Genomic DNA, 14,063 nt, shown 5'->3' on the forward strand with positions numbered 1-14,063 from the left:
TAAAAACCTATTTTTAACGCCCATCGTATTTTAAAAACCTAAAATTATAGCCCTGCAAGAGGTCAGACCTCTAAGGTATTGTACTGATAATAACTCACTATACAAAAAGATCAATCACTGTTTTCTTCTGCATTGCTTGCTCAAGTACTTACTTAAATGCTTTTTCATTAATACAGCATAGTGCATTAAGCAAGTTTTATAAGAAAATATTTGTTACAACTAAGTTACGCTATGCTTGTTTTCTTTAATAACAGCCTTATATATACTCAGTCCACTTCAATATTCGGGCGTTTCAATATTCAAACGTAAACCTCGATATGTAAAAATAGTAGAATAAACGGCAACCTCTTATACAACCCAATAGAAAGACAAAATAATTATGGCAATTGAACACTTTTCAGCATTAAAAGAGCATTTATCACAGCAAATTATTGGCCAACCTGCCTTTGTGGAAAACTTACTTATTGCGTTATTAGCCAATGGTCATTTAATTGTAGAAGGCCCTCCTGGGTTAGCAAAAACGCGGGCTGTAAATGCATTAGCTGAAGGCCTTGAAGCTGATTTTCACCGTATACAATTTACCCCAGATCTATTACCTGCTGATTTAACCGGTACAGATATTTATCGACCAGAAGATGGTAGTTTTGTTTTTCAGGCTGGCCCTTTATTTCAAAACTTAGTACTCGCCGATGAAATTAACCGTGCGCCGGCAAAAGTACAATCGGCATTATTAGAGGCGATGGCCGAAGGCCAAGTAACGGTTGGTCGAAAAACTTATCAATTGCCTGAGTTATTTTTAGTCATGGCAACTCAAAACCCTATTGAACAAGAAGGCACTTACCCATTACCTGAAGCACAACTAGACCGATTTTTAATGCACTTAGAGATTGACTACCCTGATGCCGCCAGTGAATTAGCCATACTTAAGCTTAACCGCGGCGAAGCACTTATTGGCTCTACACAACAGAAAACACAACTTAGGGTATTAAGCCAAGCAGAAATATTTAGCGCCCGTAAAGCCGTTTTAAATATACACATGGCGCCAGCACTTGAAACGTATATGGTTGATTTGGTCATGGCTACACGACAACCAGAAAACTATGATGACAAATTAAAAACATGGCTAGCATTTGGCGCAAGCCCTCGTGCAACCATTTCACTTGATCGATGTGCGCGTGCTCGTGCATGGCTTCATAATCGTGATTTTGTTAGTCCTGAAGATATTCAAGCCGTTTTACATAATGTCCTCAGACACAGAATAATGCTTAGCTACCAAGCAGAAGCAGAAGGTATTACTGCAAACCAGTTAATAGATCACCTACTAAGCTTAGTTGCTGTGGGTTAGTTGCTATTATGTGCTATTAAGTAACACGGTCATTGATAACTATGTGGTTTAAACAAAAGTTAACGCGTAATAAACAGGCATTGTCAAAAAATAAGTGTCAAAGTCAACTTGCCAGCCTTAAGAGTAATGGCGTAATGCTTGGTATGACTGAACTATTAAATTATCAAAATAAAACGGTGCTTATTGACTTGTCTGCGCGTAAAAATGTGCAGGGGCAAATGTCAGGAAATTACCTGTCTCGTAGCAAGGGCCGCGGGATGGAATTTGACGAGGTGCGACATTACCAAACTGGCGATGACATTCGTGCAATTGATTGGCGCGTTACCGCTAGAACAGGTAAAACGCATACAAAATTATTTCGTGAGGAACTAGAGCGTCCTGTGCTTATTGCAACTGATTTAAGTGCCAGTATGCACTTTGGCAGTCAACTACTATTTAAGTCTGTACAAGCAGCGCATTTAGCTGCTCTAGTGGCCTGGCATGCAAAAAAACGTGGTGACCGCTTAGGTGGCGTTATTTTTAATCAACACCAACATGTAGAACTTAAACCTCGCAGCCGTAAAGAGGGTGTATTGCACTATTTACATTCGCTCACTACACTTCACCTAGCGCAACACAACGCACAATACGGTAATGTAAATAAAGCTGAGACTACTAACACAACGACAACAGCGGATAGCACGCCGGTTAACGGTAACTACTTTAGTGATAACTGTGCTCGTATTAGGCATGTTGCCAAACCCGGCGCTTTAGTTTATTTAATTACTGATGGTCAACTATTTAAACAAGCCGCCAATAGCGATCAACACGATGCGCTGCGCCATTTAACGCAGATAAGCCAGCATTGTGAATTAGTGGTATGTTTAATTGACGACCCGTTAGAGCGCGCACTGCCCGCAAGCCCAATAAAAATGAATGTCACGCTAACAGATGGTAAAAACCGCCAACAATTTACGTTAGGTGAGCATGATAGTGCAACCGCGTATCAAGCAAAAGCACAAAATATCAATGAGCAGTGTACACAGCTATTGGCCAAAGCAGGTGCTCGCGTACTTAACTTCAGTGCTGCAAAAACATTAGAGCAACAGCTAAAAGATGGGGCTATATTTTGCAAACAATAGAGACGCTACCAACACAAGGTTTAACTCAGGATCCAACTCAGACGGTCATGCAAACGAATACTCTCGATTTAAAAGACATTCACCTACCAGAGCCAATCACTCAATTCCCTATTGCTTATGGTTGGTGGCTATTAGCTGCATTACTGGTTGTACTTACCGCGATCAGCATTATTAAAATAAGAAAACACGCGCAGCGTAATCAAATAAAAAAACAAGCATTAAAGCAATTAAATAATAATCCTAACCTTGCTGTAAACGACACTATGGTTTTACTAAAGTGGGCAGCAATGCATTATTTTTCTCGCGCTGAGCTGGCAAAACTCTTTGGCCATTCACTACAGGCGTTTTTAAGCGCAAAATTACCGCGCAAGCACCAAGAGAAATTCAACAGTTTAAGTGAGCAGGTCTTTGTAAACCAATATAAAGCTCATGATGATAACACCGCTATCTCAGCAACCGATCTCAGTTTTAACCAAGCGGCAACGCTTTGGTTAAAACACGCAATACCGCCAAAATCACTCAACACAGGTTCAAGTACCACCAAAGCAAGCTTGGAGGCTAAGGCATGATCTCTTTTGCTTACCCTTGGTTATTATTGATATTGCCGCTGCCTTTATTCATTTATTGGTTACCCAAAAAGCCAAGTAACCGAACTAGCGCCGCCTTAATAATGCCGCAATTAATTGAAAGTAATACTAGTCATGTCACTCGCGCGACGAATAAGAAAGTCCCCCTTGTTGTTCTATCTGTTTGCTGGTTTTTAGCTGTTTTAGCGTTAAGCCAACCACAATGGTTAGGTGATGCGGTTGATATTCCTACGCAAGGCCGAGAAATGATGATTGCCGTTGATTTGTCAGGCAGTATGCAAGTCGAAGACATGAGCCTCAACAGCCGACCAGTGAATCGCCTTGACATGCTCAAAGTAGTCTTAGGCGAATTCATTGAACGACGCGTTGGCGACAGACTAGGCCTAATACTCTTTGCTGATGACGCCTACATGCAAACACCCATGACTTTTGACCGAAAAACTGTAAAACAAATGCTCCATGAAAGCTACCTAGGTTTGGTAGGGCAAAAAACGGCTATAGGTGATGCAATTGCCCTTGCGGTTAAACGTTTTGACGCTAAGCCAAATTCTAATAAAGTGTTAGTGCTATTAACCGATGGCGAAAACACCTCAGGTAAAATAACCCCCGAGCAGGCGCTAGAGTTAGCAGTTGCTAAAGGGGTTACTATTTATTCTATTGGTGTCGGCGCTGATGTAATGTTACAAAAAACACTTTTTGGTACCCGCCGGGTAAATCCGTCAAGTGAGTTAGATGAAGCTACCCTAACAAAACTGGCTGAGGAAACAGGGGGTAAATATTTTCGTGCAAGAGACAGCCAAAGCATGAATGAAATATATCAATTACTTGACCAACTCGAACCAATAGAGCAAGAACAGCAACAAATGAGGCCACTTACCGCCTTGTTTTATTTACCATTAGCATTAGCCTTTATAATCAGTACACTTTATTTTTTAGCCATTAATTTATTCAGCTTTGGCCGTCAATAGCCAGGCTAAGAAACCTAGAGTTTTACTATAACAATGACTTCATTAACTTTATTTATCAACAATTTTCATTTTGTCAGACCATACTGGTTTTTAGCGCTGTTCGTTTTGTTCTTAGTGCTTTGGTTATTAAAAAAACACCGTTTTTACCAATCCCCTTGGCAGCAATTTTTACCAAGCCACTTAAGTCAGGTATTAGTGGAAGGCAATTCAACAACTAAAGCGCAGCAGCACAATATTGGCGTCCAAACCTTTTTGTTAAAACCGTTTATTATCGGCTTGTTAACTATCATTGCATTAGCTGGTCCTGTTTGGCAAAAACTGCCCCAACCTGTCTATCAAACAGAGCGAGGTTCAGTACTGATAATGGATATGTCTTACTCCATGTATGCTACAGACATTAAACCTAATAGGTTAACAAGAGCGCGTTTTAAAGCCATAGATTTACTCAATAAAATTAATGAAGGTGATACTGGGTTAATCGCCTATGCAGGTGATGCCTTTATTATTAGCCCTTTAACACAAGATATTAAAAACATTGAATTGTTGTTGCCCTCGCTGTCACCTGAGATTATGCCTGTACTCGGCGCAAACCCGCTAGCAGCATTAACAATGGCACACAATATGCTGATTAATGCTGGACACCTCAAAGGGGATATTTATTGGTTCACCGATGATGTTGATAATAGTGAAATAGCAGACATTTATGATTGGTCGAATCAATTTGGCCACCAATTAAATATTTTAGGTATTGGCACTGAAAATGGCGCACCGATCACTTTACCAAGTGGTGAGTTATTAAAAGATAACCGAGGGGCTATTGTTGTGCCACGACTACCGAGCCAAAAACTACAGGCGTTAGCATCACGAGGGCAAGGTAATTATCAAAGTATACAAAATGACGACAGCGATATAAACAATTTACTATCAACAGACAAAATGTCAGCAAAGCATAAAAACGAAAAGCAAGAGAGTCAGCAATCAGGAGACCAGTGGCAAGAGCATGGCGCTTGGCTATTAATATTTGTGCTCCCCTTAGTGCTCAGCTATTTTCGCCGAGGAAGCGCCCTGCTAATGGTACCATTGTCTTGCTTACCTTTGCTTTTTTTACTGTCGTTCACTTTAGTTACTCCGACTAGTGTTGCTGCTACAACTAGTACAAGCGCAGACGCGCAAGTTGAACCTACCCCAACAGGCGTACCTACTTTAGCGCATAGTTCAAAAAGCTTTTGGAATAACTTATGGCAGACAAATGATCAGCAAGCGCAAGACAATTATAATCAAAAAAACTACCAAAGCGCAGCTGAACAGTTTGAAGATCCCCAATGGCAAGGCAGCGCACATTATAAAGCGGGTAATTATCAAGCCGCATTAGACGCCTTTAAACAGGGAGACGCTGCCAACAGTGCACAGTCTTTATATAACCAGGGTAATGCTTTAGCACAACTGCAAAAATACGAACAAGCCATAGAAAGCTATGAAAAAGCACTAGAGAAAAACCCCGACTTACAAGATGCTAAAGACAATATAGAAAAAATAAAACAACAACAACAAAAACAGCAAGAGCAACAAAACGGCGAACAGTCAGAAGACGGTGACTCACAAGACGACACTAGCGACGGTGATTCGCAAGGCGGTGACTCTCAAGATAGCCAAGCGCAAGGGCAGGATCAGCAATCTGACTCTAGCAATGATCAAGCAGACAATTCTTCAAACCGTGATCAAACAAACAATGAGCAGTCTCAAGAACAACAGAGCCAAGACGAACCTGACAATAACCAACAGGGTGAGTCAGCGCAAGATGAACAGGCTAAAGAAGGACAAGCAGAGCAACATAATGCAGAGGAACAAAATGCTGAGGAAACCGCTGAACAAGCGCAAAATAAAACTGCCGCTCAAATAGCGGCAGAACAACAAGCGCAAGAAATGGAACAAAAACATCAGCAGTTATTAAACAAGGTAACAGACGACCCGTATTTATTACTGCGCAATAAAATGCAACAAGAATACCAAAAACGTAAGCAAGATGGCACTACCCGAGGAGTTAACAAACAGTGGTAAAAATTATTTTAAAATTATTTATCTTATTAGCCTTAACAACAGCATTAACGATAAGCCCGACAGCCCTTGCCTTAACAAAAGTAACTGCCAGCATAGACACAAACCCGGTGATGAGTAACGACTCTATTGTGTTAACCGTAATTGCTGACGACAGTGTTGACCGTGACGCCCTAGATACATCGCCTTTGTTAACCAATTTTATTGTCGCGCGCACCGAGATGAGTTCGCAAACCAGTGTCGTTAATTTTAGCATGAGCAGAACGACTCAATGGAAAATAGTATTAATTCCAAGAACGACAGGCAACTTAACTATACCTGCCTTAACAGTTGATGGTCATCAAACACAAGCGATTGATGTGCAAGTAATCGAGCAAAGCAATGCCGGTGGCACAAAGCAGCAACAAGATGTATTTATCTCAACCGACTTATCTTCGCAAGATGTTTATGTACAGCAATTAGTGACCCTCACCGTAAGATTACACGTAGGTGCGCAACTGCAACGCGGTAGATTAACCGAGCCTAAATTACCAGGCGCTACGATTGAGCAAATAGGTAAAGATCAAGAAACTGATGAAATAATTAATGGTAAACGTTATAGAATAATTGAACGCTCATACGCTATCACCCCAGAACAAAGTGGTGAGTTAACATTAGAAACTCCCATGTTTGCTGGTGACATTATGGTGCAGTCAAAACGCCAGTCTGGTTTTTTAACATTCGGTGAAACTAAGCCAATTAACGTTTTAGGCAATAAGTTAGCGCTAAATGTGCGCCCAATTCCCGATAGCTTTCCGCTCAGTGCAAACAACACTTGGTTACCCAGTGAACTACTTTCGTTACACCAAGAGTGGCAGCCTAACCTGAATGAGTTTAAAGTAGGTGAGCCTATCACCCGAACGATTACCTTAACTGCCGCAGGCCTTGGCAAAGCACAACTACCAAAAATACGCATGACAGCGCCTGCCAATTTAAAAATATACCCTGATCAAGCTGATTTACACTCAAACCTGACAAAAAAACGTTTAATAAGCCAAAAAGTGCAAAACTTTGCTATTGTTGCGAGCCAACCTGGGGAATATATTTTGCCAGAAATTAGTATAGCTTGGTGGAACACAGTCACAAATAAAATGCAAAGAGCGACCTTACCCGAGCAAACAATTATTGTGCAGCCAAACCCAGATGCACCTCAACCGGTAACTCAGCACGCAGCAGCTGCACCATTATTACAAGCTGAGCAAGACATCACTACGCCACAACCCACAACAGTAGTCCCTATGGCTATTGAGAAAACCCATTATTTACACTGGCTGTTTTTAGCTTTGTGGTTACTGACCTGCTTGGCCTGGCTTTTACATGTAAGGTATTTAAAGCGCGCTAATGTGGCAAAAACTCCGCATACACCCCCTAAAATAGATAGCAACCATTATCTTGCCCTGATGGCTGCTTGTAAACAAAACCAAGCTGAACAAGCCCTAAGTTTGCTTGTTCCTTGGTTAAATGCACTTTCTTTATCACAAGGTGGTAGTGAAATAACAACATTGTCAAAAGCATTAAAGCAGATAAATAAGCGTGAATTTTCCGCCGCTATTAATGAACTACAGCAACACTTGTATGCCAAAGAAACGAACACTAGCCTTTGGCAAGGTGCAACACTACTAAAACTAGTACAACAAGTGAATGCTGATGGAATAAAAGATGCCAATAAGGCTAATTTCACATTAAACCCGTCTTAATTGAAATAAATTTCAGTTAAGACGGGTCTGTTATAACAAGTCTTTAAAGGTATTTTTATGGCCAGTAAACAATCGAGGTACGAAGCATTAGTAAAGGCTCTTCACAGCGAGCTATACCGATATGCATACTGGCTAACTTATGACAAACAAGTTGCCGAAGACTTAGTGCAAGAGACTTTTTTAAGAGCGTGGCGCGCACTCGATTCATTAAAAGATGAAAAAGCAGCAAAGGCATGGCTTATTACCATTTTAAGGCGTGAAAATGCTAGGCGTTTTGAACGTAAACGTTTTGAAATGAACGAATACGAAGAAGAAACTATTATAGATACAGACTCTCTTAGCACTGAGCAAACAATCGAAAACGACTGGCTAAGAAAAAAAATAGCACAGTTACCGCCTGAATATTCTGAGCCTTTAGTGCTACAGGTACTTGGCGGCTATAGTGGCGAAGATATAGCCAAACTTTTGAATTTAAAAAAGAATACTGTGATGACTCGTTTGTTCAGAGCCCGTAAACAGTTGAAAGATGCTTTAGACCAAGCGCCAATGCCAGTTAGCTTTACCCAAAAAAAATAGTTATACGAGTGATAGCATAATGGATGACATAAAATATAGACGTAGTATATATGCAGATCCTGCCAGTATTGATGAAGATATACTGGCAGCACAAAAAGTAGATCCGAATAAAAAAGCGCTCGCTCAAGATCTTTGCCAGTTCGATGAAAAGCTTAAAGCAGCAATGCAAGTTAATGTTCCTGATGATTTATCGCATAAATTACTTTTGCGCCAAACACTGAAAAGCCATCAGCAACATAAGCGTAAAGCCAGAATACATTTAGCTATTGCAGCCTCGGTTGCTGTTGTTATAGGTATTATTATTAATTATTTACAAATTTCGCCTAGCAACACCGATAATATAGGTAATTATGCACTAGCCCATGTTTACCACGAGCAAGATAATTTTTCTAACGCAGACCAAAGCACAATAAGTTTAGCTGACTTAAATAATAAAATGACCTTGTTTAATGGTAGTTTCAATGAATCAATAGGTGAATTAATTTCAGCGAATTACTGCCGGTTTGGCGGTATAAAAAGCCTGCACTTAGTGTTTAAGGGGCTAACTGATACAGTAGCTGTTTTTATCATCCCAAAAATAGAGCACCTCTCCTTTATTGACAAGTTTAGTGACAATAATTTGCAAGGTGAATCACTAAGTTTTAAGCAAGCGAATGTTTTGGTTGTTGCAAATAAAAATGAATCGTTGAGCCAGTGGCAACGTATTATTCACAACAACATAAAGTGGTCTATATAAACGAGCTTAACACGACGCGTTTTATTTATCTGTTGAGTGATTATCAATACTAGGTACCACAAAATGTTTGGTAATATTGGTCATGATCTTCTCCAGCGTCTTGATAAAACCTAGTAGTGGGCAGTGCATGATAAGGTGAGCGAATTACTTGAAGAAATTCGTCTACAATATCGCAAACTTCACTGCCTATTGTATTTGAATCCATTTTTGCCATAACGCGTTGCTCACACTGATCTAATACTGCTTCAATATGGTGGTTTCTAGGAATAACAATCGGGTTGTTTTCTGACATAAGTTTTTCGGCCTGTGACTTACTCACCCTTTGCTGTTCAAGTGTTTTCTCCCATGTGTTAAGCCAATCAGCCAAGTGAGCCATCAATTTGCTTTCTCCTTGTGTTTCAGCAGTTGTCTCTTCTTCCTTTCGCTTTTGTCCGTTTGGTGCTGCTCGCAAAGACCTAGTTAAAAAGTGGAACGTTTGTGTGTAATCTAGCTTTTTTGTTTGCATTATTATTAATAAGTCATCAATTAACGCGGTGTTAGTCTGATTAACCTCATGCATCCCTAGTTTATTTGCCAACATAGTGTAATAAGCACGTTCAAATTTAGCTGTATATTGCTGAATAACCGCTTCAATTAACTTTAATGCTTGCTCTTTTTCTTGTTCAATTAGATCATCATCAATATTCTCAGCATCGCGGTACTTAACATCAATATTCTGCTTTAGTAACAAGAGTAAACAATCAGCTAACCTAGCCATATTCCACTGAGCAATTTTTCCTTGCTTCCCAAATGCATACCGACCATATTCATCTATTGAGCTAAACACAGCTGCTTCATCATAAGTACCCAGCATTGCACAAGGACCAAAGTCGATAGTTTCACCAGAAATAGCAGTGTTATCGGTATTCATTACGCCATGAATAAAACCAATACGTAACCATTGTGTGACCAGTATAATTTGCTTATCAATAGCACACGATAAAAACTGCAAAATACGTTGTTGCTTATAATCATTGTGAGCACGTGGTTTTGTGGCTATGTCATCATCCTCTGTAGAGGTTATTTTAATAGGATCTTGTTCTTGTTTATCTATTTCAGGAAAGTGGCGCTCAATTGAATAATCGAGTAGGGTTTGTAATGATTCTACATCGCCACGGGCTGCAAAGTATTGAAAACTGCCAACACGAAGATGACTTGCCGCAACACGGGTTACCACTGCGCCAGGTTTAGCTAAGCCACGGTGTATAAGCTCGCCTGTTGCCACTACTGCTAAACAGCGCGATGTTGGAACCTTAAGAGCGTAAAGAGCCTCGCTCATTATGTATTCTCGTAGGGCGGGTGTTAACGCACATTTTCCATCACCTCGCCTAGAAAACACGGTTTGTCCTGAACCTTTTAATTGCACGTCACGGCGTACGCCCTTGTTATCTAACAGCTCGCCCAATAAGTGGGCTCGGCCATCACCTAAATGAGGATTAAAATGACCAAATTGATGCCCCGAATAAGCTAACGCAATTGAAGTTACTCCTTGTGGTAACTCATTGCCTGAGCCGTATTGGGCTAATAATTGATGATCATTTTGCAGTGTATGTGTTAATAGTAAATCATCGGCTAATGGCTTATTCCATAATAAAAGCACTGGCGAGGGGACTTTTTGTGGTAATCCGCGCTGATAAAATTGTTTACCTAGGGCAATATAACTATTATAAAATTTCAAAATTTGATCCAATTTACGTAATTATTAGCAACCTTTATTTCGATTAGAAAATAAGGGTTGGAAAGTACCTGTTAGAAATAATAAAGCAACGAGCCGAAACCACATAAGCGATTTTCAAACGCGTTGCTTTAAACTGCTTGCTCGTAACTAAGTTATGCCTTAAGCATCGCTTAGTTATCACTTACGGATCTTAGCCGTAAGTTAACCATAAGCTAACTGTGATGGGTCAACATTTCATTATGCTTAGCTAATATGACGCTGTCTTGTTGAGGAGACAAAATACTGACAAAGTAAATAACCAAGGAACATAAGATAAAGCCAGGGACTATTTCATACATGATTGAACTTAACGGTTGACCATTAATAGTCACTGGTAAGTAAATCCAAAGTAATACGGTAACAGCGCCTGTAATCATTCCCGCTAAGGCAGCATTTCTGGTCATTTTATGCCAATACAAACTGCCGATAATAACAGGACCAAAAGCAGCACCAAAGCCCGCCCAAGCATTACTTACTAACGTTAAAATAGTACTGTTACGATCATAAGCTAAATAAATAGAAACAAGTGCAACTAACACAACCGATAACCGTCCAACCAATACTTGTTGTTTGTCGGAAGCTTCTTTATGTAAAAAGGTTTTATAAAAGTCTTCAGTAAGTGAACTCGATGTTACCAACAGTTGCGACGAAATTGTACTCATGATTGCTGCCAAAATAGCGGCTAATAAGAACCCAGCAATTAATGGGTTAAATAAAACTTGTGATAATACAATGAAAATTGTTTCAGCATCCACAAGCGTTGTTTCCGTTTTAGCGACATACGCAATACCTACTAAACCCGTGACCATAGCACCAACAATAGCAACTATCATCCAGCTCATGCCTATTCGACGTGCAGCTGGCATGTCTTTAACGCTGCGTATTGCCATAAACCGAACAATAATATGTGGCTGACCAAAGTAACCTAAGCCCCATGCCATGGCAGATATAATGCTAATAGTGCCCATACCATTAAATAGGTTTAATAAGTCTGGGTTAATATTACTCACTGTTGTTTGTACATCGCTTAAGCCGCCCAATTCATTAATGGCAACAACAGGCACCAATACAAGGGCCACAAACATAATACAGCCTTGAACAAAATCTGTTAAGCTGACGGCTAAAAAGCCACCGAAAAAAGTATAAGCTACCACGACACCTGCAGTAACATATAAACCAATTTCATAATTTAAGCCAAAGGAGCTTTCAAATAATTTACCACCGGCAACAATGCCACTTGAGGTATAAAGAGTAAAGAAAACAACAATAACAACCGAAGAAACAATTCTCAGTAGACGAGATTTATCTTTAAAGCGGTTTTCAAAAAAATCAGGTAAGGTAATAGAGTCATTTGCCACTTCGGTATAAGTTCTAAGGCGCGGCGCGACAATTAAATAATTGCAAAAAGCACCGATAACCAAACCAAAAGCTATCCATAAACTACTCATACCCGATACATACATAGCACCGGGTAACCCCATTAACATCCACCCACTCATATCCGATGCACCTGCTGATAAGGCAGCAACACTCGGGCTTAAGTTTCGACCACCTAACATAAAACCAGAAACATCATCAGTGGAGGTTTTAAAAGCATAAATGCCAATACCTAACATAACGATAAAATAGAGTGCTAGCGAAACTAATGTGCCAAATTCCAAGTTTAACCCCTTAACTTACTTTTTATTTTATAAAACATCTTACTACGCTAACAAGAAAACAAGTAAAAATAAACCTTAAATCCCTGTTGATACCTGAATCAATGAGAAAACAACACGCCCAAATGTCTTGATTAGCAACAACAAAACATTAGCAATCTTGCTTCTTGTATTAGAATAGGTATATTAATAACAATCGATTTTACTCAAAAGACCTTACATACTTTATGTACTTTTACGCCGCAAGACAGCCAATTTTAGATGTAAATAAAGAGCTCTATGCTTATGAATTACTTTTTCGCGATAGTATCAATAATGTCTTCCCCGATATAGATGGTGACGAAGCAACCAGTAAAATGATTGAGGCAAGTAAGTTTAATATGGAGATTAGTGAATTTACGAATGCTAAGCCCGCATTTATTAACTTTACTTTAGAGACCTTAGTGCAAGGTTATCCTCAAATGTTAACCAATGAAGAGGTGGTTGTTGAAATTTTAGAAACCATTAAGCCTGGAAAAAAACTACTCAGTCTATGTAAGGATTTACATAGCAAAGGTTATATCCTGGCATTAGATGATTACGAGCACCAAAAAGTTTGGCAGCATTTTTATCCTTTTATTAAAATTATAAAAGTAGATATGCAAGCAACAAGCTTTGCTCAAATCAATGACATAATTGAAGCGATCAAAGATCACCCGCATATTGACTTACTCGCAGAAAAAGTAGAAACCTACCAAGAATATGAAGCTGCAGAAAAGCTTGGTTTTAAATACTTTCAAGGGTATTTTTTTGCCAAACCTGAAATGGTAAAAACTAAAAGCTTGTCGCCTTCACAACTTGCTATGGCAGAGCTACTTTATGAAACCTCAAAACCCGAACTAGACCTAACAGGTATAACACGTGTTTTTGAGCGAGATGTGTCTTTATCATATAAATTGCTTCGGTACGCAAACTCAGCCATATTTAAACGAGTAAGTGAGGTTTCAACCATTAAGCAAGCACTCGTAATACTTGGCTCAGGCGAGCTAAAGCGTTTTCTAGGGTTAATGTTTGCAGTAACGGCCAACCCAGATAAACCGACTGAATTAATAAAAACGGCCATGGTACGTGCCAAGTTTTGTGAGCTTGTTGCTCATGATTTAAACGCTAATATAGATGTTTCAATTGCTTTTTTAACCGGCCTACTATCTATGATTGATGCGATTTTAGATGAAGAGCTCGCGAGTGTTTTAGCCAAGCTTCCATTAAGTGCTGACATAAAAGACCCGTTAATAAGCCGTAAAGGCGCTATGGCTGCCATTATAAAATTAGTAGAGTTTATTGAACAAGCACAATGGGATAAAACAACCATTGTTATGACCAAGCTAAAACTTAATAAAGAAAAGACAGCAAGAAACTATAATAAGGCATTATCTTGGGCTGACGAACAAGCTCAGTTAGCGGGGTAAAACTGTTCAATATACTGAGATAAAACAGTTATTGTGCTTTTGCTGCCCTGACACAAAGCAGCAAACTTAAACGATAG

General features: G+C 39.6%; 11 protein-coding genes. 9 read left to right on the forward strand and 2 right to left on the reverse strand.

The annotated features are described in order from the left end of the window. Positions 1-379: 379 nt before the first annotated feature. Genes AC0UA9_RS10040 through AC0UA9_RS10075 form a run of 8 tightly spaced genes read left to right on the forward strand, consistent with a single transcriptional unit; the run spans position 380 to position 9,124 of the window. On the forward strand, positions 380-1,345 hold the full coding sequence (locus AC0UA9_RS10040; protein ID WP_475659667.1) for an AAA family ATPase: 966 nt from the start codon (positions 380-382) through the stop codon (positions 1,343-1,345). Positions 1,346-1,386: 41 nt separating this feature from the next. Then, positions 1,387-2,466 carry a DUF58 domain-containing protein gene (locus AC0UA9_RS10045; RefSeq protein WP_475659668.1) on the forward strand — a complete coding sequence of 360 codons (1,080 nt, stop codon included), beginning with the start codon at positions 1,387-1,389 and terminating at the stop codon, positions 2,464-2,466. Next, positions 2,454-3,035 carry a DUF4381 domain-containing protein gene (locus AC0UA9_RS10050; RefSeq protein ID WP_475659670.1) on the forward strand — a complete coding sequence of 194 codons (582 nt, stop codon included), beginning with the start codon at positions 2,454-2,456 and terminating at the stop codon, positions 3,033-3,035. The genes AC0UA9_RS10045 and AC0UA9_RS10050 overlap by 13 nt, the downstream gene beginning before the upstream one ends. Further along, on the forward strand, positions 3,032-4,021 hold the full coding sequence (locus AC0UA9_RS10055) for a vWA domain-containing protein (protein WP_475659672.1): 990 nt from the start codon (positions 3,032-3,034) through the stop codon (positions 4,019-4,021). The genes AC0UA9_RS10050 and AC0UA9_RS10055 overlap by 4 nt, the downstream gene beginning before the upstream one ends. Before the next feature lie 33 nt (positions 4,022-4,054). Further along, entirely contained in the window at positions 4,055-6,079 is a 2,025-nt protein-coding gene (locus AC0UA9_RS10060; protein WP_475659673.1) for a vWA domain-containing protein, read from the forward strand. Further along, positions 6,073-7,812 (forward strand): BatD family protein, encoded by a 1,740-nt coding sequence (locus tag AC0UA9_RS10065; protein ID WP_475659674.1) that lies wholly within the window; start codon positions 6,073-6,075, stop codon positions 7,810-7,812. Before AC0UA9_RS10060 ends, AC0UA9_RS10065 begins: the two co-directional genes overlap by 7 nt. A gap of 57 nt (positions 7,813-7,869) precedes the next feature. Beyond that, positions 7,870-8,388, forward strand: coding sequence for a sigma-70 family RNA polymerase sigma factor (locus tag AC0UA9_RS10070; RefSeq protein ID WP_475659675.1), 519 nt, complete (start codon positions 7,870-7,872; stop codon positions 8,386-8,388). Positions 8,389-8,407: 19 nt separating this feature from the next. Next, positions 8,408-9,124 (forward strand): DUF3379 family protein, encoded by a 717-nt coding sequence (locus AC0UA9_RS10075; protein ID WP_475659677.1) that lies wholly within the window; start codon positions 8,408-8,410, stop codon positions 9,122-9,124. 49 nt (positions 9,125-9,173) lie between these two features. Here the strand turns inward: AC0UA9_RS10075 and AC0UA9_RS10080 are convergent, their stop codons facing one another. Then, entirely contained in the window at positions 9,174-10,841 is a 1,668-nt protein-coding gene (locus tag AC0UA9_RS10080; RefSeq protein ID WP_475659679.1) for a protein adenylyltransferase SelO, read from the reverse strand. A 212-nt stretch (positions 10,842-11,053) separates the two neighbouring features. Continuing rightward, entirely contained in the window at positions 11,054-12,541 is a 1,488-nt protein-coding gene (gene putP, locus AC0UA9_RS10085; RefSeq protein ID WP_475659680.1) for a sodium/proline symporter PutP, read from the reverse strand. 224 nt (positions 12,542-12,765) lie between these two features. Between putP and AC0UA9_RS10090 the strand changes: the two genes are divergently transcribed. Beyond that, positions 12,766-13,986, forward strand: a complete 1,221-nt coding sequence (locus AC0UA9_RS10090) for an EAL and HDOD domain-containing protein (protein ID WP_475659681.1) — start codon at positions 12,766-12,768, stop codon at positions 13,984-13,986. The last annotated feature ends 77 nt before the right edge of the window (positions 13,987-14,063 follow it).

The sequence above is a fragment of the Colwellia sp. F1 genome, from assembly GCF_056238625.1.